This is a genomic window from Vreelandella gomseomensis, assembly GCF_031451645.1.
GTDB lineage: Bacteria > Pseudomonadota > Gammaproteobacteria > Pseudomonadales > Halomonadaceae > Vreelandella > Vreelandella gomseomensis.
Genome location: NZ_JARWAI010000007.1, coordinates 102,867 through 129,069 on the forward strand (window position 1 = coordinate 102,867; position 26,203 = coordinate 129,069).

General features: G+C 60.6%; 26 protein-coding genes. 14 read left to right on the forward strand and 12 right to left on the reverse strand.

Annotation, left to right across the window (positions count from 1 at the left end):
- The 7 genes from QC815_RS10770 to QC815_RS10800 form a co-directional block, all read right to left on the reverse strand.
- On the reverse strand, positions 1-1,212 hold the full coding sequence (locus QC815_RS10770) for an ABC transporter substrate-binding protein (protein ID WP_309768437.1): 1,212 nt from the start codon (positions 1,210-1,212) through the stop codon (positions 1-3).
- Between the two features lie 62 nt (positions 1,213-1,274).
- Positions 1,275-2,309 (reverse strand): phosphotransferase family protein, encoded by a 1,035-nt coding sequence (locus QC815_RS10775; RefSeq protein ID WP_230447176.1) that lies wholly within the window; start codon positions 2,307-2,309, stop codon positions 1,275-1,277.
- A gap of 124 nt (positions 2,310-2,433) precedes the next feature.
- Complete coding sequence (locus QC815_RS10780; RefSeq protein ID WP_230447175.1) at positions 2,434-3,510, reverse strand: TauD/TfdA dioxygenase family protein; 1,077 nt, start codon at positions 3,508-3,510, stop codon at positions 2,434-2,436.
- Between the two features lie 239 nt (positions 3,511-3,749).
- Positions 3,750-3,917, reverse strand: coding sequence for a hypothetical protein (locus tag QC815_RS10785; RefSeq protein WP_309768439.1), 168 nt, complete (start codon positions 3,915-3,917; stop codon positions 3,750-3,752).
- Positions 3,914-4,486, reverse strand: a complete 573-nt coding sequence (locus tag QC815_RS10790; RefSeq protein ID WP_230447174.1) for an ATPase — start codon at positions 4,484-4,486, stop codon at positions 3,914-3,916. The genes QC815_RS10785 and QC815_RS10790 overlap by 4 nt, the downstream gene beginning before the upstream one ends.
- A 64-nt stretch (positions 4,487-4,550) precedes the next feature.
- Positions 4,551-7,397, reverse strand: coding sequence for a valine--tRNA ligase (locus QC815_RS10795; protein WP_309768442.1), 2,847 nt, complete (start codon positions 7,395-7,397; stop codon positions 4,551-4,553).
- Between the two features lie 100 nt (positions 7,398-7,497).
- The gene (locus QC815_RS10800) at positions 7,498-8,673 is read right to left on the reverse strand and encodes an MFS transporter (RefSeq protein WP_310539832.1); all 1,176 of its coding nucleotides are present in this window, start codon (positions 8,671-8,673) and stop codon (positions 7,498-7,500) included.
- A gap of 176 nt (positions 8,674-8,849) precedes the next feature.
- Here QC815_RS10800 and QC815_RS10805 point away from each other — a divergent pair, with 176 nt between their 5' ends.
- Positions 8,850-9,308 carry a Spy/CpxP family protein refolding chaperone gene (locus QC815_RS10805; protein WP_230447172.1) on the forward strand — a complete coding sequence of 153 codons (459 nt, stop codon included), beginning with the start codon at positions 8,850-8,852 and terminating at the stop codon, positions 9,306-9,308.
- A gap of 157 nt (positions 9,309-9,465) precedes the next feature.
- On the opposite strand, the gene QC815_RS10810 is transcribed toward QC815_RS10805, so the two are convergent.
- From QC815_RS10810 to QC815_RS10820, 3 genes are all read right to left on the reverse strand, one after another.
- Entirely contained in the window at positions 9,466-9,897 is a 432-nt protein-coding gene (locus QC815_RS10810) for a DNA polymerase III subunit chi (RefSeq protein ID WP_230447171.1), read from the reverse strand.
- Positions 9,898-9,970: 73 nt separating this feature from the next.
- Positions 9,971-11,083: a branched-chain amino acid aminotransferase gene (locus QC815_RS10815; protein WP_309768444.1), complete on the reverse strand. Its 1,113-nt coding sequence runs from the start codon at positions 11,081-11,083 to the stop codon at positions 9,971-9,973.
- Positions 11,084-11,224: 141 nt separating this feature from the next.
- Positions 11,225-12,745, reverse strand: a complete 1,521-nt coding sequence (locus QC815_RS10820) for a leucyl aminopeptidase (protein ID WP_230447169.1) — start codon at positions 12,743-12,745, stop codon at positions 11,225-11,227.
- A gap of 106 nt (positions 12,746-12,851) precedes the next feature.
- On the opposite strand from QC815_RS10820, the gene lptF reads away from it, so the two are divergent.
- The 5 genes from lptF (at position 12,852) to bfr (ending at position 16,530) form a co-directional block, all read left to right on the forward strand.
- Entirely contained in the window at positions 12,852-13,931 is a 1,080-nt protein-coding gene (gene lptF / locus QC815_RS10825) for an LPS export ABC transporter permease LptF (RefSeq protein WP_230447282.1), read from the forward strand.
- Positions 13,931-15,010, forward strand: coding sequence for an LPS export ABC transporter permease LptG (gene lptG, locus QC815_RS10830; protein ID WP_309768446.1), 1,080 nt, complete (start codon positions 13,931-13,933; stop codon positions 15,008-15,010). Before lptF ends, lptG begins: the two co-directional genes overlap by 1 nt.
- A 14-nt stretch (positions 15,011-15,024) precedes the next feature.
- Positions 15,025-15,498, forward strand: a complete 474-nt coding sequence (locus QC815_RS10835; protein WP_309768448.1) for an RDD family protein — start codon at positions 15,025-15,027, stop codon at positions 15,496-15,498.
- A 159-nt stretch (positions 15,499-15,657) separates the two neighbouring features.
- Positions 15,658-15,864 carry a bacterioferritin-associated ferredoxin gene (locus QC815_RS10840; protein ID WP_310539698.1) on the forward strand — a complete coding sequence of 69 codons (207 nt, stop codon included), beginning with the start codon at positions 15,658-15,660 and terminating at the stop codon, positions 15,862-15,864.
- A gap of 180 nt (positions 15,865-16,044) precedes the next feature.
- Entirely contained in the window at positions 16,045-16,530 is a 486-nt protein-coding gene (gene bfr, locus QC815_RS10845) for a bacterioferritin (RefSeq protein WP_230447166.1), read from the forward strand.
- An 82-nt stretch (positions 16,531-16,612) separates the two neighbouring features.
- On the opposite strand, the gene sodC is transcribed toward bfr, so the two are convergent.
- The gene (gene sodC / locus QC815_RS10850) at positions 16,613-17,173 is read right to left on the reverse strand and encodes a superoxide dismutase [Cu-Zn] SodC (protein WP_310539701.1); all 561 of its coding nucleotides are present in this window, start codon (positions 17,171-17,173) and stop codon (positions 16,613-16,615) included.
- 176 nt (positions 17,174-17,349) lie between these two features.
- Between sodC and QC815_RS10855 the strand changes: the two genes are divergently transcribed.
- From QC815_RS10855 to QC815_RS10875, 5 genes are all read left to right on the forward strand, one after another.
- Positions 17,350-18,123, forward strand: coding sequence for a pseudouridine synthase (locus QC815_RS10855; protein ID WP_310539703.1), 774 nt, complete (start codon positions 17,350-17,352; stop codon positions 18,121-18,123).
- On the forward strand, positions 18,120-19,013 hold the full coding sequence (gene tcdA / locus QC815_RS10860) for a tRNA cyclic N6-threonylcarbamoyladenosine(37) synthase TcdA (protein ID WP_422828715.1): 894 nt from the start codon (positions 18,120-18,122) through the stop codon (positions 19,011-19,013). Before QC815_RS10855 ends, tcdA begins: the two co-directional genes overlap by 4 nt.
- A complete protein-coding gene (locus QC815_RS10865; RefSeq protein ID WP_230447163.1) occupies positions 19,010-19,228 on the forward strand; it encodes a DUF1653 domain-containing protein in 219 nt (72 codons plus the stop codon). The genes tcdA and QC815_RS10865 overlap by 4 nt, the downstream gene beginning before the upstream one ends.
- 147 nt (positions 19,229-19,375) lie before the next feature.
- The gene (locus tag QC815_RS10870; RefSeq protein ID WP_310539706.1) at positions 19,376-20,059 is read left to right on the forward strand and encodes an MBL fold metallo-hydrolase; all 684 of its coding nucleotides are present in this window, start codon (positions 19,376-19,378) and stop codon (positions 20,057-20,059) included.
- A gap of 98 nt (positions 20,060-20,157) precedes the next feature.
- Positions 20,158-22,170, forward strand: a complete 2,013-nt coding sequence (locus QC815_RS10875; protein WP_310539708.1) for a RecQ family ATP-dependent DNA helicase — start codon at positions 20,158-20,160, stop codon at positions 22,168-22,170.
- A 6-nt stretch (positions 22,171-22,176) separates the two neighbouring features.
- Here the strand turns inward: QC815_RS10875 and zigA are convergent, their stop codons facing one another.
- Positions 22,177-23,400, reverse strand: a complete 1,224-nt coding sequence (gene zigA / locus QC815_RS10880) for a zinc metallochaperone GTPase ZigA (RefSeq protein ID WP_230447160.1) — start codon at positions 23,398-23,400, stop codon at positions 22,177-22,179.
- Between the two features lie 643 nt (positions 23,401-24,043).
- Here zigA and QC815_RS10885 point away from each other — a divergent pair.
- From QC815_RS10885 to QC815_RS10895, 3 genes are read left to right on the forward strand one after another with little or no spacing between them, the layout of a single operon-like run.
- Entirely contained in the window at positions 24,044-24,811 is a 768-nt protein-coding gene (locus QC815_RS10885) for a type II secretion system protein (protein WP_230447159.1), read from the forward strand.
- 14 nt (positions 24,812-24,825) lie between these two features.
- Entirely contained in the window at positions 24,826-25,719 is an 894-nt protein-coding gene (locus QC815_RS10890) for a type II secretion system protein (RefSeq protein WP_230447158.1), read from the forward strand.
- Between the two features lie 2 nt (positions 25,720-25,721).
- The gene (locus tag QC815_RS10895) at positions 25,722-26,198 is read left to right on the forward strand and encodes a hypothetical protein (RefSeq protein ID WP_230447157.1); all 477 of its coding nucleotides are present in this window, start codon (positions 25,722-25,724) and stop codon (positions 26,196-26,198) included.
- The last annotated feature ends 5 nt before the right edge of the window (positions 26,199-26,203 follow it).

The window sequence follows — 26,203 nt, forward strand, 5'->3', positions numbered from 1 at the left end:
TCAGTTAACGCCGTAACGCTCGAGCCAGGCATCCTGTAGCGCCGTCATCCAACTCGGATGCGGCTCGGGGAGCGTGTTGGACAGGGCATCCGCCGGTAGCTCGGAAGGATGGCGATCACCCTGTTCGAACAGCGCCTGATCTTCGGCGTCGAGCGACTCGATATCCAGCACGCTGCGGTCGCCCCACATCGCGAGCGACTGCTTTTGGGCCTGGGCTTCCGGCGACATCAGAAAGTCGGCCAGTACCATGGCGCCGGCCTTGTGGGGCGAGTTGTAGGGAATCGCCACGAAGTGAACGTTACCCAGCGTGCCGCCGTCCAGGACATAGCTGCGCACGCTCTCGGGCAGTTCGTATTCCCTTACCGCCACGGCGGCATCGGTGGGGTAGAACGAAAACGCCAGGCTCAGCTCGCCATCGCTCATCAGCGTGCGCAGGTTGGGGCCTGAGTCAGGGAAGGTGCGCCCGCTGCGCCACAGGTGCGGATGGAGCGCATCCAGATAGGCCCATAGCGGCGCTGTCACCGCTTCGAAATCGCTCTCTTCAACGGGCTGATAAAGCGCCTCATCCTGATCGGTCAGTTCGATCAATGCCTGCTTTAAAAAGGTGCTGCCGGTGAAGTCGGGGATTTTCGGGTAGCTGAACTGCCCCGGGTTGGCGCGCGCCCAGTCAAGCAGTGCCTGCATGTCCTGAGGTGGCGTGTCGACCTGATCAGCGTCGTAATAGAAGGTGATCTGCGCCTTACCCCAGGGCGACTCAAAGCCCTCGGTAGGCAGGGTAAAGTCGGTCACCACTTCGGGATTCTCGGCGGCGTTGGTCAGCGCAAAGTTGGGCAGCGATTCGGCGAAGGGGCCAAACAGCAGGTCGCGGTCACGCATCGCGGCAAAGTTTTCGCCGTTGATCCAGATCAGGTCGATGCTGCCGTCGTCGTCGTTGTCCGCCTGCTTTTCGGCCAGTACCCGGGACACCGCACTGCTGGTGTCGTCCAGCTTGACGTGCTCGACCGTCACGTTGTGCTGCGCCTGCATTTGCTTGGCCACCCAGTCGATATAGCGATTGGTACGCGAATCCCCGCCCCAGGCGTTCCAATAAACGGTTTGGCCCTCGGCCTCGGCTAACACGTCTTGCCAGTTGCCGGGGTCGGGGGCTGCCACGGCGGGCAGCGCCAGTGCCAGCAGAGGGGCCATCAGGGTAAAACGGCGGGGATTCAACATCGCATACCTCTCAATAGAACAATAGGGAGCTGGCCGGCGTCTATCCAACGCCCGGCATTAAATTAAAGCGTGGCGCGCAGGCGCTGCAGTTCGTCCTGAACACGGTCAATGATCGCCGGTGACAGGTAGTGATCCACCCGGTCGCGCACGTGGGCAATCACGGCGGGATCGGTAAGCTCTGCCGACCAGTCCTCGCCGCGCTGCCGGGTATCCTTGGCGCGCAGGTGCTGGGCGCGCCACTTGGCACACCAGGTCAGCGACCACAGCCAGGTGGCGCGGCGGCAGGCGACCAGCGTCTCGGCGCTGGGGGAGTCGCCCATGGCAGCCTGCCAGCGGCGGTAAAAATTGACCACTTCGTCCAGCGAGAGGTTCGCCTGGCTGTTGAGGTCCCAGGTCGTGGAGGTATAAAGACTGGTATGCGCCAGGTCAATGCCCGGCAGACCGTAGCGGCCCTTTTCCAGGTCCACCAGCACCGCGCGCCCCTCGGCGTCGATCAGGAAGTTGCCGGGGTGGGTGTCAAAGCTGATCAGGCAGCGGGCGGCATCGGGTAGCGCCGCTGGCAGGGCGTCCAGCTCGGCGCGGATGCGGTCGATGACGTCGCTGCTCAAGTCCGCCTGCTCGAGCCACTCAGACTGACGGGCGACTTCCTCGCGCATGGCCCGCCACGGATCCACCGGCGACAACAGCGGAGCGGGCTCATCCGGCAGTGGCAAGCGATGCAGGCTGGCAAGCGTCTCGGCGATGCGCGGCAGATCCTCCGGCAGTCGCGCCAACCGGCCGTCGATCGCCTCCACCAGCAGCCCACCCCGGGGCAGGGCGTTGCTGACCTCCAGCAGGCCGTGCAGGCGTGGAACCTGCCCGCCCTGGCTGGCGCGCGCGTAGCATGCCGCCTCGTAGGCCAGGTTATCTTCCGGCCCCAGGTTCATCTGGCTCTGCTTGGGCAGCCGCGCCACCCAGTCTTCGCCGTCGCGGTGGAGCCAAACATGGTCGTGGGCAAGCCCGGTATCCGCCATGGGCGAAAGCGTGCGGTAGGCGATCCCCGCTTGCTGTAATTCGCCCGCCAGCGCCTGTATGCGCGTCTCTGAGGGTGTCGGCATAGCACAATCCGTGTAAAAGCAGTATTCGATGCCACTCAGTGGCCGTTGTTGTACCAACCTTACACGGTTCAGAGAAAAAAAGGCCAGGACGCGACGGGGATGATCAACGCATACGACTTACCGCCTAGTTTTGCATGGGGATGTCGTCTTTCCAGCGAAAGCCGACGCCCCCGGTTTTCCAGACGCCATCGCGATTGAAGGGGTGCGGGCCGGCCAGGTTGATGTACTGCGGCAAGCCAAAGTGCGGCGCCAGGTTCTGCCTGGACTTGACCGTCACGCGGTCCATGATCCGCAGGCCCTGCTCCTCGGCGGACATGTGTGCCTCCGGCGCCGCCCGGTGCGCCAGCGCCCAGTTATCGATGTACAGCAGGTCGCCGGTGTCGTAGTGGTAGCGTATGCCGTAGCCCTTCTCGAACGACGCGTTCAGCAGGTCGTTGTAGTCGTTGAACAGCTGCTTCATCTCGTCTTCATTGAGCAGACGAAGCTGGTCGGTCGAGGCGGGATCCTGCTGCAGTTCGTCGATGGGGCGTCTGTCCTCCGGCAGCCGTTCGATGACCGCGCCGGTCATGCCCAGGTGCAGCCACACGCTCTTGCGTCCCGAGATCGGGTGGGTGTGGACGACGGGATGGCTCACCCCTGACGCGGAATTGACCGAGACAAGGCGCTCCCAGAAAGCCTGCTTTTCCTCGGGGAGCACGTCGAAGGCGGCGCCCTGGTGGGCGAAGTGGGTGCCGCCGCCCTGTTCGGGCGCCCGCGCCATATAATAGGCGGAATGCGAGAAGGTGGCGGCTTCGAAGCTGCCGTCGTTGTGCCACTGCGGGCCCACGCCCAGGATGCCGTAGCGGTTGTCGTTGGAGCAGCGGAAGACGTCCCGGTTCATGCCCGGCGTTGCCGGGTGGACGCCGTGAGTCGAATGGATTTCGCCGGCGCCCCACCACGTGCTGGCCTCTACCAGTTCATCCGCCGAAAGATCCGTCTGGTGCTTGAAGACGATGAACCCGCGATGGGCCATTTCCACTTCCAGGGCGTCGATGACGGGCTGGGGAAGTCGGGTGCGAACATCGGCGCCGTATATTTCAACGCCCAGCGGTTCCAGGGGCTTGACCGTCAGTCCCGCTTGCTCGAATAGCGACACGCGGTCAGGATCCAGCGGCGGTATTGTGGGTGGCGTGCTCAGGAACTTATCGGAGGATGTTGCCATAGGGAAGCGACCTCGATGGGTGAATGCTGGGCAGCGTCACTCGCTAGAGAGGGTGACCCGCCTCGGACCATCAGGATCAAATGATCCAGATCTTATGGGCAGGCTGTCTTCGGTTTTGTTCCTTATCCATTTCCCCTTGCTCGTCTAAAGCAGGCTCCCAATCGCAAACAGGGCACTCCAACGACGCTAAGCCCCCTGTCAAGCAGGGAGCAAGTCGGCAGTAGAGACACAAGTTGCTGTTAACGCGGTAAAGCGTCCTCGCCGATTTTAATCGGTTTGCCGTCTTTCCAAACCACAGCATAGTGTCCTAAACGCTTCTTGCGATCTAGTTCCTTGCTGACAGCCTGTTTCATTGCAGCAAGTGCTTGTTGCGCAAAGGGTGAGGGAGTGTGTCCGTCAGTATTCACGATGCGGCTACCTCCAGGAGGTGTTGGAAATGCTCATGCTGGATAATATGTCGGGTACAACCGTGTTGTTCAAATACCAGTTCAGGCTCCATGCCGCTGTTCATAAAACAAAGACATTCGTCTACCGCGATGCTATAGCGCATGAACAAGTTTGCAAGGCTACGAGGAAAACGCCGTTCTATATCCCTCTTCGGAATGTTATGCCCGCCATGTGAAACTCGCTCAGCAACCCGCATATGAGACATCTCAACGCTGGGTAACGCCAGGTAAAATAGCACTACGCGCCATCCACTTCTGCGTAACTGATTAATTCTATGGAGATAAGTGATACCCGAAAGCGTGGTCTCGAAGGCAAAGTCTTCATTTGCTTTGACACACCAATCAATTTCTTTAAGAAATAACCGGCTTGCCGCCATCAGCTCCTTCTCAGGGGCGAATGGCGAAAGACCTGCGGCAATGAGGTCGGCATTGACAAAGCGGGAGCCATTGGCGACTTGCGGTAGGTACTCAAACGCAAACGTTGTTTTACCCGCTCCGTTTGGGCCTGCAATTATCCAGCAGGTAGGCATATGCAAGCTCCAAATGGAAGCGGCGCTCCTCGGCACCGCTTTTGGGTTTGGTAATAACTAGAGGCTACAAAGCCGCAATCTTCGCCTTTTGCTCTTCAAGCAGCTGCTTGGCGGCCTGGAACTCGGCCAGCTTGCCGCGCTCCTTTTCCACCACGGCGTCGGGGGCTTTGGCGATAAAGCCTTCATTGCCGAGCTTTTTCTCAATACCGCCGATCAGCTTGTCCTGCTTGTCGATCTCCTTGGCCAGGCGCTTGAGCTCGGCGTCCTTGTCGATCAGGTCGGCCATGGGTACCAGCACTTCCATGTCGCCCACCAGCTGCGTTGCCGAAAGCGGGGCGTCGTCGGGGTTGGCAAGCCATTGTGCGCTTTCCAGCTTGGCGAGCTTGGCCAGGAAGTGGCGGTAGCTTTCAAGCCGCTCGGCGTCCTCGTCCTTGCCTTTGGTCAGCAGCACGTCCAGCGGCTTGCCGGGGGCGATGTTCATCTCGGCGCGGATGTTGCGCACGGCGATGATCACGCCCTTCAGCCATTCGATATCCCGGGTCGCCTGCTCGTCGATCTTGCTGTTGTCGGCTTCCGGCCATGCCTGGTGCATGATCGACGCATCGTCGCCCATGTACATGCCCGCCAGGGGCGATACCCGCTGCCAGATCTCTTCGGTGATGTAGGGCATCATCGGGTGGGCCAAGCGTAGAATGGCTTCGAGCACGCGCACCAGCGTCCGGCGCGTGCCGCGTTTGGCTTCCGCCGTGGCATTTTCGTCCCATAAAACAGGCTTTGAAAGCTCCAGGTACCAGTCGCAGTACTCGTTCCAGACGAACTCGTAGAGCGCCTGGGAGGCGTGATCGAAGCGGTACTCGTCCATCGCCTTGGTCACTTGCGCTTCGGTTTTCTGCAACTGGGAGATAATCCATCGGTCGGCCAGGGAGAGTTCGACCTCGTCGCCGTTGGTGCCGCAATCTTCGCCTTCGGCGTTCATCAGCACGTAGCGCGAGGCGTTCCACAGCTTGTTGCAGAAGTTGCGGTAGCCGTCCAGACGGTTCATGTCGAACTTGATGTCGCGCCCGGTGGTGGCCTGGGAAAGAAACGTAAAGCGCAGCGCGTCGGTGCCGTGGGCTTCGATGCCGTCCTTGAATTCGTCGCGGGTGGCCTTGGCAATCGCCTTGGCCTTTTGCGGCTGCATCATGTTGCCGGTGCGTTTTTCGAGCAGCGCGTCCAGGCTGATGCCGTCGATCAGGTCGATGGGGTCCAGCACGTTGCCCTTGGACTTGGACATCTTCTGGCCCTGGCCGTCGCGTACCAGGCCGTGTACGTAGACCGTCTTGAACGGCACTTCGTCGGTGAACTTGAGCGTCATCATGATCATCCGGGCCACCCAGAAGAAGATGATGTCAAAGCCGGTGACCAGCACGCTGGTCGGGTGGAAGGTCTCAAGTTCCGGGGTTTGCTCCGGCCAGCCCAGGGTGCCGAAGGTCCACAGGCCCGAGCTGAACCAGGTATCCAGCACGTCTTCGTCCTGCGTCAATGTGACATCAGGGCCGAGTTCGTGCTTCTCGCGAGCTTCGACTTCCGTGCGTGCAACATAGACATTGCCCGCCTCGTCGTACCAGGCGGGAATGCGGTGGCCCCACCACAGCTGGCGGGAAATGCACCAGTCCTGGAGGTCGCGCATCCAGGCGAAGTACATGTTTTCGTAGTTCTTGGGCACGAACTGGATGTCGCCGTTTTCCACCGCTTTGATAGCGGGCTTGGCGAGGGACTCCACGGCGACAAACCACTGGTCGGTCAACAGCGGCTCGATGACGTCGCCCGAGCGGTCGCCGTAGGGCATGGTGTTGTTAACGGCCTCTACCTGCTCGAGCAGGCCCAGCGCGTCCATGTCCGCGACGATCAGCTTGCGTGCTTCGAAGCGGTCGAGTCCGGCGTACTTGGCGGGCAGGCTGGCGTCTTCATCCGGCTGGGGAGTGCCTTTCAGGTCGAATATCTCGGCCTGCTCGAGGATCGCCGCATCCTTGGAAAAGACGTTGATCAGCAGGTGATTCTGCCGCTTGCCGACTTCGTAGTCGTTGAAGTCGTGGGCCGGGGTGATTTTCACACAGCCCGAGCCTTTATCCATGTCGGCGTGTTCATCAGCGACGATGGGAATACGGCGGCCAACCAGCGGCAGCTCGATATACTTGCCGACCAGCGAGGCGTAGCGTTCGTCTTCCGGATTGACCGCCACGCCGGTATCGCCCAGCAGGGTTTCCGGGCGTGTCGTGGCGACCACCAGGTAATCCTTGCCGTCAGCGGTCTTGACGCCGTCGGCCAGCGGGTAGCGGAAGTGCCAGAAGCTGCCCTGCTGCTCCTTGTTTTCGACTTCCAGGTCGGAAATCGCGGTGTGCAGCGTCGGATCCCAGTTGACCAGCCGCTTGCCGCGATAAATCAGGTTGTCCTCGTGCAGACGCACGAACACTTCCTGCACGGCCTTGTAGAAGCCGTCGTCCATGGTGAAGCGCTCGCGGGACCAGTCGACGCTGGCGCCCATGCGGCGCAGCTGGCGGGTAATGTGGTCGCCGGATTCTTCTTTCCACTCCCACACCTTGTCGATGAACGCGTCGCGACCCAGGTCGTGGCGAGTTTTGCCTTCTTCGGCCGCAACCTTGCGCTCGACCAGCATCTGCGTGGCGATGCCGGCGTGGTCGGTGCCTACCTGCCACAGGGTGTTGTTGCCCTGCATCCGCTTCCAGCGCGTCAGGGTATCCATGATGGTGTCCTGAAACGCGTGGCCCATGTGCAGACTGCCGGTCACGTTGGGCGGCGGAATCATGATCGAGAACGGCTCACCGCGGCCTGACGGGGCGAAACGGTTGTCGGCTTCCCAGCGCTCGTACCAGCGGGTTTCGATCTGCTCAGGTTGGTAGGTTTTTTCCATGGATTGGCTCACCGCAACGATGCTCCCCGCAGGGAAGCATGGAATTCATAAAAGGGGTCGAAAAAATGGCGACAAGTATAGCGCGATAAGGGGGGAAGCGTCAGGCCCCTGCCGGGCGACGGTTCAGCCCGCGCATGGCGATGAGCCCAAGCACCGGCCCGGGCAGCAACCACCAGATAACGCCGAGGCCCTGGCTACCCCACAGTGACGTGACCAGGGCGATCGACGGGATGGTCAGGCCGAAGCCGATGGCATTCATCATGGCGAGTGCTGCCCCCAGCCGTTCGGCGGGGGCAGTGGCCGAAGCCAGCGCCGAGAACTGCGCCGAATCGGCGATCACGCTCAGCCCCCAGACCAGCAACAGGGCGATCAGCAGCAGCGGTGGGGCGGCGCCGATCAGCGGGTAGATCAGGCATAGGGTGCCGGAGGTAGCCAATGCGACAAACGCGACATGGGCGCTACCCACCCGTCGGCTCCAGCGCCCGGCAAGTACGCAGCCGGGCAGGCCGACGGCGATGATCGCAAAGCTCAGCCACGGCTGGGCGCTGCTGCTGGCGCCGAGACGCGTAAGCTCCCGGGTGACCAGGAACGGTACCAGCGCCCAAAGGGCATACAGCTCCCAGCAATGGCCGAAGTAGCCCAGCGCCGCCGCGCGAAAGTCCTTGTGTTTAAACGCTGCCAGCCCCGCCCAGGGCCGCCCGCCATTGGCTTTGGCAGGGAGGTGCGGGCCAACGCCCAGCTTATAAATCATCAGCGCGGCGACCAGCGCGAGCAGCGAGGCAAGCAGTAGCGGCCATTGCCAGGGCAGGCTCAGGGTGAGCCCGCGCAACAGGTGCGGCGAGGCGATGCCCAGGGTCAGCATGCCGACCAGCCAACCCAGCGCGGCCCCGGCGTGGCTGGGTGTCCAGCTGACTACCAGTTTCATGCCCAGCGGATAGATCCCCGCCAGGCAAAGCCCCGTAGCAAAGCGGGCCACCGCAGCCAGCGTGACGTTATCCGCCACCGTGATGAACGCCGCATTGATCAGCGCGCCGAGCACGGCGGACAGCGCGAAAAGGTGGCTGGCGCGGACACGGTCGGCAAGGCCTGTTGTGGCGATGAACAACGTGCCGCTGATAAACCCGGCCTGAACGGCAATCGTCAACAGGCCAAGGTCACGCCCGCTCAGCCCGACGGCGTCCTGCAGCGCCAAACCCACGCCATTGACGCTGAACCACAGCGAGGTGCCGAACAGCTGGGCGATGACGATCGTTACAAGCGGGTAGCGCGTCAACAACACGTTTACGTCTCCATGAGGGTAAGGGGCGGGGCGAGGCCTCGCTGATGGTAATCAACAATTGGCCGTTACGAAGAATTTTTTGAAAACAGCATTGTCGGAATGCGAGAGTACAGCAAGATCCGTCAGGAAAGTGTCGGGTAAGCAATTCACTTTGTACGCAATTGGAGTTTTTGATGCAGGTAGCCAAGTTTTTCGCGCCGGCAGTTGCCGCACTGGCGTTCAGTGTTCCCGCCATGGCTCAGCAAATGGGCGGCGGTGCCCCCAGTATCGATGACCAGGTTAACCAGCTCGACGAAATGCTGGATCTGGATGACGGCCAAAAGGAAGAACTCAGCGGTCTTTTGACCCAGATGCAAGAGGAAAGCACTGCCAAGCAGCAGGAAGCCCGGGAGCTGCAACAGCAACTCAGCGAGCATGTCCAGCCCGACTACGATGAAGCGGCTATTCGTGCGGATGCCGAGCGTCTTGGTGACCTGACGGCCGAGATGACTGCTGACAGCGTCATTATGCAGTCCCAGATCGCAGACGTGTTCACTCAGGAACAGCGTGACCAACTGGATGAAGCCATGGCTCAGCGGCAGAAGCAAATGCAGCAGATGCAGGAGCAGATGCGGCAACAGCAGGGAGGCTAAGGCGAAGACGCCTGGTAATGATGGGAAGCAGAGATGTAGAGCTGTAATGGAGAGCCGGTCAGGTAGATTGCCTGACCGGCCCGATAGCGACTGTCTTCTCCATTGATGACCCCGCCACGTGCGGGGTCTCGCGTTTATGACGAGTGGACTCGTTCATTTACCCCAGCTTGTGCGGCACGACCTCATGGCCGAGTTCTTTATAGCGCTGCCAGCAGGCGCGTTTGGCGACCAGTACCTGCTGGTGCTGATTGATGATTTCGGCAATCCGCGCGTAATGCTCAACGCCCTCGGGAATGTCCGGGTGCAGGTTGAGCAGGGCGGTGTCTGCGTGGGGCGTCGGCAGCGTTTGCCAACCCAGGGTGATCGGCACGCTTTCCGCCATGTCGCTGTCCTCCAGCGCATGGGGCAGGTAGGCGTCGTCGCGAAAGCCCCACAGCGCTTCGTCGGCCTGTTCCGCCAGGGCTTTATCCTCGCAGTGAAGGTGCAGCCGGTAGCCCTTGCGGTGGATGGTCTCGGCCAGCTTGCAGGCAAACTGCAGGCGTGCCTCCAGCGTCGTGTCCGGCAGGATATAAAAGTCGATGCGCGCCATGGCGAGGTCCTGGCTGGGCGTCCTGAGGTACGTCGCCGCTGAGGGCAGCGGCGACGCAAACGATGACGGATGACTAGGCCAGCTGGGTCAGCCAGCCGTATTTATCGTCGCTGCGCCCGTATTGCAGGTCGAGCAGCTTGGTGCGAAGGCGCTTGGCCACGTCGTTATTGCCGCCCGCCGTGAGACGGATGCGCTCGTCCTCGCTGACCAGTTCGCCCACCGGGGTGATCACCGCTGCGGTGCCGCAGGCGAACACTTCGGTGATCTCGCCGGAAGCCGCCCCTTCACGCCATTCGTCGATGCTGATGGGGCGCTCCTCCGGGGTCAAACCCTCGTCTTCTGCCAGCGTCAGCACGGAGTTGCGTGTGACGCCTTCCAGAATGGTGTCGGTCAGGCGCGGCGTGACCAGGCGGCCATCCTTGAAGACAAAGAACAGGTTCATGCCGCCGAGTTCTTCTATCCACTTGCTTTCCGCGGCATCCAGGAACGCCACCTGGCCGCAGCCGTTGGCGGCGGCTTCCTTTTGCGCTGCCAGTGAGGCCGCGTAGTTGCCGCCGCACTTGGCAAAGCCGGTACCGCCGGGGGCGGCGCGCTTGTAATGCGACGACAACCAGATCGATACCGGCTCGATGCCGCCCTTGAAGTACGCCGCCGCCGGCGAGGCAATCACGTAGTAATCCACCTCGTGGGCCGGGCGTACGCCAAGAAAGGCTTCCGAGGCGATCATGAACGGGCGCAGGTACAGGCTGCACTCGTCGGCATCGCTGGACGGCGTGGGCACCCAGGCGTGGTCCTGGGCGAGCAGGGCTTTCAGCGAGCCGATGAAGTCCTCGTCGGAAAGCTCGGGCAGTGCCAGGCGGCGGGCGCTGCGCCGAAAGCGCTCGGCGTTCTTCTCCGGGCGGAAGGTCCAGACCGTGCCGTCGGCGTGGCGATAGGCCTTGATACCTTCAAAAATCTCCTGACCGTAGTGCAGCACTGAGGCGGCGGGGTCGAGGGTCAAGGGGCCGTAGGGGCGAACCTGGTGACCATGCCACTCGGCGTCGATCGTCCAGCGAACGTGGGCCATGTGATCGGTGAAATACTGCCCGAAGCCGGGGCTTTTCAGGATGTTGTCGCGAATCTCGTCGGCCGTCGGCTGATTGGACGGCAGGGCTTTAAATTGCGTATCAGAACTTGCAGTGGGCACGGCTGTTGGTCTCCGCTGGCAACACGCCTCTCGGGGCGAACACTTGGAATAAGATGAAAACAGGCGCACCGAGTCGTCCTCCGTACGCCTTGATAGATTCAGGTTTAACGGTTGTAGCGCCTAAAGGCAACCGCTGGTTGTTTAGTCGTCGCCATTTTCAACCTGGACGTCGTTTTCCCGGTCCAGCAGATATTGGGTGAGCAGGCCGACGGGGCGGCCGGTGGCGCCTTTCTGCTTGCCGGAATGCCAGGCCGTGCCGGCAATGTCCAGGTGTGCCCAGGGGAAACGGTCGGCAAAGCGCGACAGGAAACACGCCGCGGTAATCGTGCCCGCCGGGCGGCCGCCGATATTGGCCAGATCGGCGAAGTTGGAGTCCAGCTGTTCCTGGTACTCGTCCCATAGCGGCAGGTGCCAGGCGCGATCCCAGGCGGCATCGCCAGCGTCGAGCAGGTCCAGGGCCAGGTCGTCGTCGTTGGACAGCAAGCCGGTGGCGTGGTGGCCAAGCGCAATGATGGCCGCCCCGGTGAGCGTGGCGATATCGACCACGCTTGCCGGCTTGAAGCGTTCGGCGTAGGTCAGCGCATCGCACAGCACCAGACGGCCTTCGGCGTCGGTGTTGAGCACCTCGACGGTCAGCCCCTTGAGCGTGGTGATGATATCGCCGGGTTTGGTGGCGGCGCCGTCCGGCATGTTTTCGGCCGCGGCAACGATAAATACCAGGTTCAACTTGGGCTTGATCGTGAGAAGTGCTTTGACCGTGCCGAATACGCTGGCGGCGCCGCCCATATCGAACTTCATCTCGTCCATGCCTTCGCCAGCCTTGAGCGAAATGCCGCCGGTATCGAAGGTGATCCCCTTGCCGATCAGGACGTGGGGGGCTTCATCCGCGTTCTCGGCGCCATTGTAGCGCATGACGATCAGGCGGCTTGGCTCTCGACTGCCGCGCCCGACCGATAGCAGGGCGCCCGCACCCAATTCGGCAAGCGCCTCTTCGTCCAGAATATCGACCTCAAGCGCGCCTTGCGATTCGCGGCCAAGCTGTTCAGCCTGCTCGGCTAAATAGCGCGGCGTGCAGACGTTGCCCGGCAGGTTGCCCAGGGTGCGCGTATAGTTGATGCCCTGGCCGATGGCGCTGCCTTGGCGGGCGCCCTGTTGGGCGATGTCCGCATCGGCGGCGCTACTGATCATCAGGGTCAGCTGCGCGAGGCTCTGGGCGGGCGCGGGGGTGCGCTTGAACTGCTCGAAGCGATAGCTTGCGCGTTCGATGCTCTCGAGTACCTTACGCGCTTTCCAGCCGGTATCGCGATCAACCAGCGGAACGTCGGTGAGCATCACGCTGGCGTCATCGATGGGCAGTTTTACCAGCGCCGCCATGGCCGCATCCAGCGCCTTCAGGTACGCTGCTTCCTGGCATTTTTCGCGCTCGCCAAGGCCGACGAGCAGCAAGCGCTGAGCGCCCAGGCCGGGGGCATAGGGCAGTAGCTGAACGTTGGCCAGGCTGGCATCAACGTCGCCACGCCTGACGAGCTGGCCAATCAGCTGCTCGCTGGCATCGTCGAGTTTCGCCACGGCAGGCAGTAAATCGCTATCTTTATAGACGGGTACTACAAGGCAAGCCGTTTCTATTCTGGCCGGATTGGCCGTCTGAACGGAAAATTCCATGACGTCTCCAACAAGACAAGCATTGAGGTATTCAGGATAATGGCCCCAGTGTAACCAAGCCCTGCCGTCATTGCATGACATCCTGCACGACCAGCCGGAGAGCGTGTTGATCTTATTTCGCTATTTGACCCGAGAAGTATTGCTCACCATGTCTGCTGTGGCGGGCATCTTGCTGCTGGTGATCATGGGCAGCCGCTTCATCCGCTATTTCTCCGATGCCGCAGAGGGCGACTTCCCGGTCACTATCCTGGGCAGCCTGATGGTGTATCACCTGCCGGGCTTCATGGAGCTGATCCTGCCGCTGGCGTTTTTTCTGGGCATCCTGCTGGCCTACGGGCAGCTATACATGAACAGCGAGATCACCGTCATGGTGGCCTGCGGCATGAGCCCTGGACGGCTGTTGAAGGTGACGCTGCTGCCTGCTTCCGCAGTGGCCGTGGTGGTCGGGGTGTGTAGCCTGTGGCTGACGCCGGCGGGGGCGCTGCAGACCGCGGCGACGATCGAGGAGCAGGAAAGCCGCCTGGACGTCTCGGTATTGGCACCCGGCCGCTTTCAGGAGTTCGGTGGGGGGCGCACCGCTTACATCAAGGATTTCAGTCGCGATGGGACGGAAATGCAGGAAGTGCTGATTCATGAGCATCATCAGCCGGGTGATGACGGCACTCACGACTATGTGACACGGGCGTCGTCGGGCTATCAGGAGACGCGCATGGAAACCGGTAGCCGCTTTCTGGTGCTCAATGACGGTGAGCGTTACGGCGTGACCCCCGGGCAGCGCAACGCCGAACGCTTGACCTTCGAACGCTACACGTTGCGCCTGGGGTTGAGTCGCGACCGCCAGGAACTGGATTCAATGGAATACGCCACCACGGCCGCCCTGTGGCGCAACGACGATGATCGCGCCCAGGCTCAGTGGCAGTGGCGGGCAGGGTTGCCGCTGATGGTCTTTGTGCTGGCAATCATGGCGCAGCCGCTGTCGCGGGTGAACCCCCGCCAGGGGCGCTTTGCCAAACTGCTTCCCGCCGTCTTCCTGTATGTCGCCTACCTGAGCCTGCTGCTGGCTGCTGTCGACGCGGTGGGTAGCGGGGCCTGGGCTTCCACGCTGGGCATCTGGCCCGTTCATGGTGTCTTTCTAGTGCTGGGTCTACTGCTGATCTGGCGCTCGCAACGCAAGGGGATGCGCTGATGCTGAATGCGCTCACCGTCACGGATCGTCTCGACCGCTACATCGCGCGCAATGTGCTGGCGGCGATAGTTGTGGTGCAGTTCGTCCTCTTGGGGCTGGATATCACCATCGCCTACATCGATGACCTGGGCGATGTGCAGGCAGGCTACAGTGCGCTGGACGCGCTGCTTTATCTGCTCATGCGCACCCCCTGGCGGTTTTATCAATACGCCCCGGTGGCGGTGCTGATCGGGGCGCTGATTGGCCTGGGCAGCATGGCCTCCAGCAATGAGCTGACCGTGATGCGCGCCGCAGGCCGCTCGCTTGCGCGTATTGTCTGGAGCGTGATGAAGCCCGTGCTGCTGGTGGTTGTCGTGGTGCTGCTGGTGGCGGAGTATGTCAGCCCGCGTACCGAACAGTTCGCCGAAGCGTGGCGGCTTGAAAAGCTGCAGGGTGAAGGCGCGATGCTGACCAGCCGCAGCGGATGGCAGGTGGAGGACGACAGTGTCTATCGCTTTGGGGCCATCCGCGCGGACAACGTGGTGCTCGACCTGACCCGCTATCGCTTCGATGACGAGCGCCTGGTCGAGGCCACCTACGCGCGCCGCGCCAACTGGAACGATGGTGCCTGGCAGTTGGAGGACGTGGCTACGACGCGGATCTTTGACGACCACACCGAGTCCGAGCAAGTCGACACCCAGCGCTGGGAAACCGACTTTACCCCGTTGCAGCTGGAGCGCCTGCTGCGTTCGGTGGAAAGCCAGGCGCCCAGCGAGCTATGGGCTTACGCCCGCTTCCTGGAAGATCAGGGCCTGCAGGCGGATCAACCGCTGCTGTATTTCTGGCAGAAGCTGCTCATGCCGCTGACCATGGGGTCACTGGTGTTGATCGCCGCATCGTTCGTGTTCGGCCCGCTGCGCACCGTGGCGGCGGGTACTCGGGTGTTTTACGGCGTGGTGACCGGGCTGGTGTTCAAGTACGTCCAGGATCTGCTGGCCCCGGCGTCGACGCTGTTTGGCTTTTCCCCCGTGTGGGCGGTTCTGGTGCCGACGCTTGCTTGCGTGGTGGTGGGCGTTTATTTCCTGCGCCGTAACGGTTAGGGGGAAGGCGTTCCATGGCCAAGCGACACTTTGCCCAGCCGACGAATACAGGTCCTGCCGGATTAGCCTCGCGCCTGGGCGCCATGCTTTACGACGGCTTGCTGCTGGCGGCGATCTGGATCGCCGTGACCGTCGCCCACCTGGCTTTTTACAGGTTCGTAGTGGGCCAACCAGCCGAGGATATCGGCACCTCCGCCGTTGATATCTGGAGCCTGCGGCTTTTGCTGGTGCTGTTTACCACGCTGTTCTTTGTCTTTTGCTGGCGGCGTGGAGGCATGACGCTGGGCATGCAGGCGTGGCGGCTGCGGGTGCAGACCCTCGAAGGCGAGACCATCTCCGTCAAGCAAGGCCTGCTGCGCTGTCTGACGGCTTGGCTGTCGCTGGCGGCGCTGGGCATCGGTTATTGGTGGGTATTGGTGGATGGACAGCGGCGCAGCTGGCCGGATATCGCGTCCAAAACGCAGACGGTTCGCCTCCCCAAGAATTAATTTTTGTTGCGGCATTACTCGGAAAATTATGCGCACCAACGACTTACTGAGCGCTGCACGGGGCGTGAGGTAAATTGCTACTAAAGGCTATACATTTCTACTTGCAAAGATGTATGCGAATCATTTACATTCATCTCATGAACTTTATGAGGTGCAGCCATGTACGTATGTGTGTGCAAGGGAGTAACCGACCACCAGATTCGCCAGCAGGTGAGCGACGGAGCGCGCAGCTGGCGAGAAGTGCGTGAAGCAACTGGCTGTGCCACCCAGTGCGGCAAGTGTGCCTGCTTTGCCAAATCGCTCACCCGCGAAGCGGTTTACGAAGCGCGTCTGGAAGCCAATATGGATCTTGCCTACGCCGTGTGACGCAAATCTTTCTTGTTAGAATTATCGTTAGCAAATATATGATTTACTTGAATTTTTAACGCCTCTCTCTATACTCCCATTAGCGGTGGGAGTATGCCTTTTGTGGTTCATGCTCCTTCATTAACGTAACTGCTTGATCGGCTTGTTAAACCGTCAGCATTACAGGGAAAAGGTGACGTCATGAAAGGTGATCCGAAAGTAATTGAGCATCTCAACATTGCCCTCGGCAACGAACTGGTTGCGATCAATCAGTACTTCTTGCATGCCAAGATGTACAAGGACTGGGGCCTGCAGGCGCTGGCCAAGTGGGAATATGACGAGTCCATCGAAGAGATGCAGCACGCCGATAAGATTATCGAGCGCATCCTGTTCCTCGAAGGCATTCCCAACCTGCAGGATCTTGGCAAGCTGCACATCGGCGAGAACGTCAAGGAAATGCTCGAGTGTGACCTGAAGATCGAGCATGATGGCCGTAATGACTACATTGAAGCCATTACCTACTGCGAAAGCGTCAAGGACTACGTGACCCGCGACATGCTGCGTGACCTGCTCGCCGACGAGGAAGGCCACATCGATCACATCGAAACCGAACTGCACCTGATCGAGCAGGTAGGTATCCAGAACTACCTGCAGCGTCAGATGCAAATGGCAGGCGACGAAGCCTAACGCTTCTTTCACGCCTCCATCACAAAACGGGCAGCCCTTTGGCTGCCCGTTTTGTTTTAGATCTTACGCATTGTTTGACGTCTTACTCAGCGTCTTCAGATTCCTTTGAGGCTCTCACGATACCGCAGGCGACGCGGCTGCCGCCGCCGCCAAGCGCTTCGGGGTCATCCGCGTAGTTATCGCCGCCCTCATGAACCATGAGGCTGCGTCCCTGCATTTCCTCGACGCTCAAGCGCGGTGCGAGGACGGGAAGGGTGGCGTTGCCGTCGTCATCCACGTTGAGCACGGGCAAATCCCCCAGGTGACCGTCGCCGTATGGCCCTTCATGGCGTTCGGTTTCGTCGGGGTCATAGTGGCCACCGGCGTAAAGGGCGGCGGTCATGTGGCCGCTGTCGTTTTCCTGGGCTTCGCAGCTGGGGTTCTTGTGCACATGGAAGCCATGGGCGCCGGTTCCCAGATCGCTGAGATCCGGCGTCAACAGCAGGCCGTGGTCAGTGTCTTCCAGCGTGATGCTGCCAATCGTTTCCCCAACGCCTTCGGCGCTGACCGTGTGCATGTCGACCTCCATGCTGTCACTGGCCTGAGCCGCAGAGGCAAGCAGTAGTGACGCGGCAACGCCACTCAGTAATGAAACATAACGCATGGTCGTGACTCCTTTTCCGGATCCGTGGAAAGTATTCGATAGGTACCCTCTTCAACGTAGTTGGCGAGCGGACAACCCGCCACCAGAGTATCCGCGCATCATAAGGATGACATTGACGCGTCCAGCCATGACAATAGGTCGCTACGTTTTTTCATGTTGTCGCGTCGAGGAACGCCATGCCGCCACTCAACGTTCTCTATCAGGATGAGCATCTTGTCGCGGTGCATAAGCCGTCGGGGCTTTTAGTGCACCGTTCGGCGCTGGCGCGAGGCGAAACCGACTTCCTCCTCCAGCGGCTGCGCAACCAGCTCGGTAGGCGGGTCTATCCGGTTCACCGGCTGGATCGGCCTACCTCCGGGGTCATGGTGTTGGCGCTGTCGTCAGCGGTGGCCGGTAGGCTCAGCGAGGCCTTCAGCGAGCGCCAGGTGGAGAAGCGCTATCTCGCCGTGGTGCGCGGCAAAGCCCCGGAACGCGAGCGCCTGGACTACCCGCTGCGCGAAGAAGACGGTACGCGGCCCAAGTCGGAAATGCCCGCCATGCCGACGATGACCGATATCCGCCGCCTGGATAGCGTGGAGCTGCCCGTCCAGGTCGACCGCTATCCGGTGGCCCGCTACTCGCTGGTCGAGGCGCGCCCCTTGACCGGGCGGCGGCATCAGATTCGCCGCCACCTGTCGCGGCGGGGCTACCCGATTATTGGCGATGCCAAGCACGGCAAGAGCGTGCATAACCGTTTCTTTGCCGAGCAACTGAGTGCGCCTCGCCTGTTGTTGGCCGCCACCCATCTCGCCTTTGACCACCCGCTGTTCGACAAGCGTGTTCAATTGAACTGCGCCCTGGACGACACCATGGTGGCGCTTTTCGATCACCTCGGCTGGGCCGGTCATTTGCCGCTGGATAGCGTGCGCACACCTCCCCCGACCACGCCCACGGCCCTGGAAACGCTATGAGTGACACAGTGATGCCATCAAGTACCCCATCAACGGCGCCTGCGCCCCCCGCTGATAGGGCGCCGGCCGCGTCAGATTACGATTTTCGCTTTGGCGGGATTCGCCGCCTCTACGGGCAGCGGGCTTTTGATACCTTTCGCCATGCCCATGTGGTGGTGGTCGGCGTCGGGGGGGTAGGGAGCTGGACGGTCGAGGCGCTGGCGCGCTCGGGCATCGGCAAATTGACGCTGATCGACCTGGATGATGTCTGCGTATCCAACGTTAACCGCCAGCTCCACGCGCTGGACGGCACCGTCGGCCAGCCAAAAGTGGACGTGTTGGCTGAACGCTGTCGCTTGATTGCCCCGGAGATTGAGATCATCGCGGATACCGCCTTCGTGACGCCCACCAACCTGGCCGAGCGAATCCCCGCTGATGCCGACCACGTCGTGGATGCCATCGACAGCGTTGTCGCCAAGGCCGCACTGATCGCCTGGTGCAAACGGCGCAAGCTGCCTATTACCGTGACCGGGGCAGCCGGTGGGCAAACCGACCCCACGCGCATTCAGGTAGCGGATTTGACCCGCACCGAGCACGACCCGCTCCTGGCCAAGGTGCGCTCGCGGCTGCGCCGGGACTACGGTTTTTCGCGCAACCCCAAGCGGCGCTTCTCGGTGGAGTGCGTCTACTCCGACGAACAGCTGGTGTACCCGAGTAGTGACGGCGAAGTCTGCCTGCAAAAGCCCGGCAGCGGCGACGCCACGCGCCTGGACTGCGCGTCGGGCTTCGGGGCGGCGGCCTTTCTGACCGGCACCTTTGGCTTTGTCGCCGCGTCCAAAGTGCTTGAACGACTCGCCAAGAAAGCCAACCTGCCAGCCGCCCAAAAAGCCGCTCAAGAGGAAAGCCAATGAACACCCCCGTTACCGGTATTTATCGCCACTACAAAGGCAGCCTTTACGAAGTGCTCGGCACCGCCCAGCACAGCGAAACTGAGGAGCCGCTGGTGGTCTACCGCGCCCTTTACGGCGACTACGGCCTCTGGGTGCGCCCGCTTGAGATGTTCACCGAAAGCGTCACCAAAGAGGGCCATCCCCAGCCGCGCTTTGCGCTGGAGAAGGCGTTTTAGTCAGGCGGATTCACCGTGTTAGACGCCTCCTGACGCCGTCCCTGCAAGGCGGCGTTTTTGTGTCTGGATCAGCGGCCTTGGCGACCTGCCGAACCAGGCTCAAGACATTCGCCGCTGACGCGATAAGCAAGCCTTCAGGAGACCTCCATGAATACCTTTGCACTTGCCAAGCGTACCGGGGCAGCCACGCCCGATGTGGCAGGCTTTTTTGATCCGCGTATCTTCAGCGTTCAGTACGTCGTGAGCGATCCGGCCACCCGGCGCTGCGCCATCATCGACCCGGTGCTGGACTTTGACGAGAAGGCTGGCGCGACCGCGACTCACCATGCCGACGAGCTGCTGGCCTATATAGACAAGGAAGGCCTGACCGTTGAGTGGATTCTCGACACCCACCCCCACGCTGACCATTTCTCGGCGGCCTACTACCTGAAGGAGAAGACCGGCGTGCCAACGGCGATTGGTCAGCAGGTCACCCAGGTGCAGTCGCTGTGGAAAGATATCTATCACTGGCCGGAGATGCCCACCGACGGTCGCCAGTGGGACACCCTGTTTGCCGAGGGCGATACCTTTCAGATCGGTGAACTGAGTGGCCGGGTGATGTTTTCGCCGGGCCATACGCTGGCCTCGATTACCTATGTAATCGGCGATGCTGCCTTCGTGCACGACACCCTGTTCCAGCCGGATTTCGGCACGGCACGGGCGGACTTTCCCGGCGGCGATGCCAAGGCGCTGTGGCACTCGATCCAGCAGATCCTCACGCTGCCCGAAGCCAACGGCAAGCGCTATCTCAAGGTTCCGCTGGATGCCCTGGCAGGTGCCGCCTGGGACTAGGCGAGATGGCGCATTGAACTTGGGTAGCGCTGCGCGTTGGAGAAATCGCCTGCACGCGGTAGCTTGTAGCGGACTATCTGCCCATCCAAGGAACGGTTATGCCCTCTACATCGCCGCAGCAGACGCTGAAATCCGTCTTCGGCTTTGATGATTTTCGCGGCGGCCAGCAGGCTGTGGTGTCGCGCGTGCTTGACGGCCACTCCACAGCGGCGATTTTCGCCACCGGCGCGGGCAAGTCGCTCTGCTATCAGCTGCCGGCGCTGCACCTGCCGCATCTGACGCTGGTGGTGTCACCGCTGCTGGCGCTGATGCAGGACCAACTGGCATTTCTGACTCGCCACGGCGTGGCTGCGGCGAGTATCGACTCCACCCAGGACCGCGAAACGACCCGTTCGGTCATGGAGCGGGCCAAGCGCGGCGAGCTGAAAATCCTCATGGTCTCGGTGGAGCGACTCAAGAACGAGCGCTTCCGGAATTTTCTCCGTCAGGTGGCCATCTCGCTGCTGGTGGTCGACGAAGCTCACTGTCTGTCTGAGTGGGGGCATAACTTCCGCCCCGACTATCTCAAGCTGCCCGACTACCAGCGCGACTTTGCCATTCCCCAGGTGCTGCTGCTCACCGCCACGGCAACGCCTGCGGTGATTGACGATATGGGCGAGAAGTTTGCCATCGCGCCGGAGAACGTCATTACCACCGGCTTTTACCGTGCCAATCTTGAACTGCTGGTATCGCCGACCATGGAAGACCGCCAGCAGCAGCTGAGCAACTGGCTTAAACCACAGATGCAGCCGGGCTTTGAGGCGCCGACGATTATCTATGTGACCCTGCAACAAACCGCCGAACGGGTGGCGAAAGCCCTGGCCGCCCAGGGGATAGCCGTTCAGGCCTACCACGCGGGCCTGGATTCAAGCCGACGGGATGAGATCCAGCGCCAGTTCATGAGCGGGGAGTCGCCCTGCATCGTGGCCACCATCGCCTTTGGCATGGGCATCGATAAGGGCGATATCCGCAACGTGGTGCACTATGACCTGCCCAAATCCATCGAGAACTACAGCCAGGAAATCGGCCGGGCGGGGCGCGACGGCCAGCCTTCCACCTGCCTGACCCTGGCCGGGCGGGAGGGTCTGCGGGTGCTGGAAAACTTCGTTTACGGCGATACCCCTGAATACGCCGGCATCTATCGCCTGCTGGAAGAGATCGCGGCGGCAGGCCAAGTACCGGATCGCCAGTGGGAGGTGCTGCTCAACACCCTTTCCCGGGACACCAATATCCGCCTGTTGCCACTGAAAACGCTGCTGGTGCGGCTGGAAATGCACGGCGTGATTGCGCCGCGCTTTACGTTTCTGGCCGAGTATCGGCTGCGCTACCATCTTGAACCGGATGCCCTGGTGAGTCGCTTCGAGGGCGAGCGGGCGGCCTTTGTGCGCCTCATCGTCGATAACATTCCCATCGCCCGCACCTGGGGCACGGTGGATTTTGACCGCCTGCACCAAGCGGGCCAGGCGCAGCAGATCGACGCCTCCCGCGCGCGCGTCATTACCGCCCTTGAATACTTTCAAGACAAAGGCTGGCTGACCCTGGAAGGCAAGCGGATGACCGACGTGTACGAGGTAAGCAATACAGGCTTTTCTCTTGAGACCCTGGCCAGACAGCTTTACAACGACTGTCTCACCCGGGAGCGCGCCGAGATCGAGCGGCTGAGCGCCATGCTGGCGCTGTTTGAGTCGCAGCGCTGCCTCACTCGTCGACTGGCCGAATATTTTGGTGACAACACCTTTGATACACCCGCCAATGCCGGGCAGGGCCGCTGCGGTCACTGCTCGGTGTGTCACGGCCACCCGGTAAAGCTACCGGATGCGCCGCCCGAGCCACCGCTGACGGCGGCGGATTTCCAGCGCTACGCCATGCCGCTGATCGAGCGCCACACCGAGCAGCTTGGCGAGCCGCCAAATGCCCAGCGGCTGGCGCATTTTCTGTGTGGCCTTGCCATGCCGGTGTTTACCCCGCTCAAGGCGCGAAGTCTTAATGGCTTCGCGGTCTTTGAGCAGCGTGCCTATCCCGAGGTGCGCGAATGGGCGGAAAGCCACCTGGGCCACACCGTCGGTTCTTAGTGCCGGTCACTCCCAGGCGGGGAAGGGGTCAGGTAGCTGCTGCCACGCCGCCATGCCGTCCAGCAGCTCAGCTTCGCTCAGCAGGCAGGCATCCAGCGCGTCGCGCATCCGGGCTTGATCAAGATGCTGGCCGATGAACACCAGCTCCTGACGCATATCACCAAACGGCGCCTGCCACTTTTCCATAATGAACTGGCGGGTCTCGGGGTCGTCCGGCCACTGGTGTTCAGGGATAGCTTTCCAGAAGACCCCGGCCATGCCGTGATGGGCGATGCCGCCCGCCTGGCTCCACTGGCCTGCGTAGCGCGGGCGCGTGGCGAGCCAGAAGAAGCCTTTCGAGCGCAAAAGGCCCTCCCCAAACCATTCGGCATTGAGCAGGTCGTGGAACTTCTGCGGATGAAAAGGCCGGCGGGCGTGGTAGGCGAAGCTACCGATGCCGTACGCGTCGGTTTCCGGCACGTGTTCGCCGCGCATTTCTTTCAGCCAGCCCGGCGCCAGTTGGGCGCGTTCAAAGCTGAACCTGCCGGTATCCAGTACCTTGTTCAGCGGCACGCCGCCTTGGGTGATGGGAACCAGCGCCGCATCGGGATTCAGCGAGTGCAGAATCGCCTTCAGTGTCTCCAGCGCTTTTGCGTCGATCAGGTCGGTCTTGCTGATCAGCAACACATCACAAAATTCGATTTGGTCGACCAGCAGGTCGGCGACGTTGCGCGCGTCGTCGTCACCCAGGCTCTCGCCCGCCTCGGCCAGGCTTAGCGCTTCGCGGTACTGGTCAAGAAAGTTGGCGCCATCCACCACGGTGACCAGCGTATCCAGCCGGGCAACCTGGGCAAGGCTCTGGCCACTGTCGTCTTCAAAGGTGAAGGTTTCCGCCACGGGTAGCGGTTCGGAAATCCCGGTGGACTCGATCACCAGGTAATCGAACCTGCCCTCACGGGCCAACTGGCTGACCTCTTCCAGCAGGTCTTCGCGCAGGGTGCAGCAAATGCAGCCGTTACTCATCTCCACCAACCGTTCCTCGGCGCGGTTCAGTGCCACCTCACCATCCGCCGTTTCGCCAGGAACGCCGCGTACCAGCGCGCCGTCGATATTCACTTCGCTCATGTCGTTGACGATCACCGCGACGCGGCGACCGTCGCGGTTGGCGAGGATATGATTGAGGACGGTAGTCTTACCGGCCCCCAGAAACCCCGACAGGACGGTGACGGGCAGGGGATAAAATGCAGTCATTGCGAGTATCTCTAAGTGGTTATTTAATGTTATGTGATAATATAACATTAAGTGCCCGTTTTGAAAGCCCCTTGTCATGAGCCTGATAGTCGGTAAGCGTCTAGCGCTTGTACTGAGTTGGGCAGTAGCCGCGCTGCACCTAGCGTCTCTACGTGGCGAACAATATGCGACCGCCCACGAAAGCGGCTTGGTTATCGAACACCGAAACAGGTAATCCTGGCGGGGCTCAGTACTCCTGAGTGCCGCCGGTGCTGCACTTATCAGTCGAATTCAGGCATTCAGGTGTCTTATGGCCATGCCTGATTTCAGGTTTTTAAATTAATCGACACAGTGTAGCGCTGAGTGGAAGACACCCTCTTGCAAAAGAGCCAGACTTTTAAAAAGCGTTGGCCGTAGGGGCACGATACGACCCCAATGTATCAACGTCTGGTATGCGACCAAAGATCGCTTAAAAATTACAACAGCAACGGCCATGAGTTAGAAAAATTGTTAGGTAAATGACACATGTTTTTAGTGACCAGAAACCCAATAAAAAACCATCTAAACGCATCGGGAGTTTTATCTTTATTTTATGCGTTAGTGGCTCAGACGGTGAGACTAAAAACACTAACTTTTGATTTTCTCTTTGACGGAGACCAGGCAGATGAAAACACATATAGCACCCGGGCCGCCCAATAATAGCGGTTTTACGCTAGTTGAAATGGCCATTGTGCTTGCCGTCATAGGCTTGATTTTAGGGGCGGTAATGATTGGCAAGGATGTTCAGCGTAATGCTGAATATACGAAAATTAAGCAAAAATTTATTGATCAGTGGGCAGTCGCTTATAACGCTTACTACCAGCGTATGGGCGTTCCAATCGGCGATAGCCAGACCGAGCCGCAACTGATGGTTAATGGTCAAGTATATATCGATGATAACAATAATGACCCGTCTGGTGGCGATATGGCCGACGCATCCGTCGACGAACTATGTGATGCAGATAGTGATGGTCTTCGCGACTATATGCTGCGTGCGGGCATTGAAATGCCGCCAGGGCGTGCTGAGGGGGCCGAGGATCGCTATGTGTACCTCGATACCAACGGCAACCCCCAGGAAATTCAAGTCTGCTTCAAGTGGAACCCTCCAGAGACGGTCTCGGGGTCGGGCAATGTCATGGTTATCAAAGGCCTTACACCGGATCTGGCCCGTTACCTCGATCAGGCGGTCGACGGGAAAGCCGACGCGCTCGAAGGCGCCTTTCGTGAAGCTGACGTCACCGCAAATAACAGCACAGGTACGCCTGGTAGCGAGTGGGGCTCGAACAACACCTACGACGTTGACGATGCTAGCGCCACCGCAACGGGAGCCGGTGAAACCCTGGATGAAGACCAGGTGGCAATCATGACCGCCCACTACAAGATGAACCAGTGATCAAAGGAGCTGTCATGCGCAATCCCAAACAACATCATAAATCGGCAGGCTTCACGTTAGTGGAAATGGCCATCGTACTAGCGGTGATCGGCATGATCTTGGGCGCGATTGCGATTGCCAAGGATGTGCAGCGCAATGCCGAGTACACAAAGATCGCGAACAAGTACCTTAATCAGTGGAAGCAAACCTACGATCAGTATTATCAACGCACGGGTGTGGTTCTGGGTGACTGCCAGCAGGCGCCAACCTACATGGTCAACGGATCTGAGACTAATTTCGATTCCGGTAGCGGTGATGTCTGTGGTCGCCAAAGTGCCTGGGGCGGCGGTAGCGGCGCTGCGGGTATTCCGGATAATTTCACTAACAAGGGGCTGCGTATCTGCAATGGTGCCGGCTATGCCGGTGGCGAAGATAATGCCGGCGCCGCTGGATTGGCTACCCAGAACCTGCGCGATCTCATGCTACGGGCAGGTATCGAGATGCCTCCCGGGCGGGGTGAAGGTTTTGAGGATCGGTACCTCTACCAGGACACTAACGGTAACGCCGCCGAGGTTCAGGTATGTTTTCAGTGGAATTCTGAAGGAACGCCTTCCGGGGCAGGCAATGTGATGGTGGTGCGTGGTTTGACCCCGGATCTCGCCCGCTACATTGATCAAATCATTGACGGCAAGGCAGACGCCCGCGAAGGCCGCTTCCGCATCCAGGCCGCTGGTCAGTCAGGTGACGATGGTGCCAATGCCCCCGGTTACCAGTGGGAGGCGAACAACACGTTTTCGCAAACCGATAACCCAACGGCGGCTACCGGTGGAGGAGGTGACCTGTCGGGCGATAGCGCTGGCGATACTGACGACGCTCTCGATGAAGATCGCGTTGCCTTGTTGACCGCTCACTGGAACATGGAGCAATAGCGGTGGCGCGCAAGTTAAAAATAACCTTGTTTAGCCTATTGCTGGCGGTGCTCGCAGCGGCTGTCTATCACGCTTATTCCGGTGTGATGGCATTGGCTGATGCAGGACACGCGGTTGCCACAGCACAACGGCAGATTACCTCGCTGGATAGTCGTCTTGATGCACTTGAGCAACGTAAAGCATATGCGGATTCCGTTGATACTCTGCTTGCCCGCGCCAGGCAACTGCAACTCGACGGGAGCCGCTGGAGTGAGCGGAAGATTCGCTTCAGCCGTGATTCGGTATCACGCGAGCGAGCGGTGGAACTCCTGGGTGCCACGGTCAGTAGTGCTCAATCCATCTTTATCCCCAATGCTTACGAACTCAGCGTACAGAACCCGCAGCAAGGTCTGTTCCAACCGCCAGGATGGAACGTTCGGGATGTCAATTTCGAACTCTCCGGCACCTTGCACCTGCTGCTGGAGGAAGCACCGCAATGAAAAGT

What these genes read in the sequence shown, in the direction of transcription:
- QC815_RS10770 (WP_309768437.1), bottom strand. Translation starts at nt 1,212, where the DNA reads ATGTTGAATCCCCGCCGTTTTACCCTGATGGCCCCTCTGCTGGCACTG.
- QC815_RS10775 (WP_230447176.1), bottom strand. Translation starts at nt 2,309, where the DNA reads ATGCCGACACCCTCAGAGACGCGCATACAGGCGCTGGCGGGCGAATTA.
- QC815_RS10780 (WP_230447175.1), bottom strand. Translation starts at nt 3,510, where the DNA reads ATGGCAACATCCTCCGATAAGTTCCTGAGCACGCCACCCACAATACCG.
- QC815_RS10790 (WP_230447174.1), bottom strand. Translation starts at nt 4,486, where the DNA reads ATGCCTACCTGCTGGATAATTGCAGGCCCAAACGGAGCGGGTAAAACA.
- QC815_RS10795 (WP_309768442.1), bottom strand. Translation starts at nt 7,397, where the DNA reads ATGGAAAAAACCTACCAACCTGAGCAGATCGAAACCCGCTGGTACGAG.
- QC815_RS10805 (WP_230447172.1), top strand. Translation starts at nt 8,850, where the DNA reads ATGCAGGTAGCCAAGTTTTTCGCGCCGGCAGTTGCCGCACTGGCGTTC.
- QC815_RS10810 (WP_230447171.1), bottom strand. Translation starts at nt 9,897, where the DNA reads ATGGCGCGCATCGACTTTTATATCCTGCCGGACACGACGCTGGAGGCA.
- QC815_RS10820 (WP_230447169.1), bottom strand. Translation starts at nt 12,745, where the DNA reads ATGGAATTTTCCGTTCAGACGGCCAATCCGGCCAGAATAGAAACGGCT.
- lptG (WP_309768446.1), top strand. Translation starts at nt 13,931, where the DNA reads ATGCTGAATGCGCTCACCGTCACGGATCGTCTCGACCGCTACATCGCG.
- QC815_RS10835 (WP_309768448.1), top strand. Translation starts at nt 15,025, where the DNA reads ATGGCCAAGCGACACTTTGCCCAGCCGACGAATACAGGTCCTGCCGGA.
- QC815_RS10840 (WP_310539698.1), top strand. Translation starts at nt 15,658, where the DNA reads ATGTACGTATGTGTGTGCAAGGGAGTAACCGACCACCAGATTCGCCAG.
- bfr (WP_230447166.1), top strand. Translation starts at nt 16,045, where the DNA reads ATGAAAGGTGATCCGAAAGTAATTGAGCATCTCAACATTGCCCTCGGC.
- sodC (WP_310539701.1), bottom strand. Translation starts at nt 17,173, where the DNA reads ATGCGTTATGTTTCATTACTGAGTGGCGTTGCCGCGTCACTACTGCTT.
- QC815_RS10855 (WP_310539703.1), top strand. Translation starts at nt 17,350, where the DNA reads ATGCCGCCACTCAACGTTCTCTATCAGGATGAGCATCTTGTCGCGGTG.
- tcdA (WP_422828715.1), top strand. Translation starts at nt 18,120, where the DNA reads ATGAGTGACACAGTGATGCCATCAAGTACCCCATCAACGGCGCCTGCG.
- QC815_RS10865 (WP_230447163.1), top strand. Translation starts at nt 19,010, where the DNA reads ATGAACACCCCCGTTACCGGTATTTATCGCCACTACAAAGGCAGCCTT.
- QC815_RS10870 (WP_310539706.1), top strand. Translation starts at nt 19,376, where the DNA reads ATGAATACCTTTGCACTTGCCAAGCGTACCGGGGCAGCCACGCCCGAT.
- QC815_RS10875 (WP_310539708.1), top strand. Translation starts at nt 20,158, where the DNA reads ATGCCCTCTACATCGCCGCAGCAGACGCTGAAATCCGTCTTCGGCTTT.
- zigA (WP_230447160.1), bottom strand. Translation starts at nt 23,400, where the DNA reads ATGACTGCATTTTATCCCCTGCCCGTCACCGTCCTGTCGGGGTTTCTG.
- QC815_RS10885 (WP_230447159.1), top strand. Translation starts at nt 24,044, where the DNA reads ATGAAAACACATATAGCACCCGGGCCGCCCAATAATAGCGGTTTTACG.
- QC815_RS10890 (WP_230447158.1), top strand. Translation starts at nt 24,826, where the DNA reads ATGCGCAATCCCAAACAACATCATAAATCGGCAGGCTTCACGTTAGTG.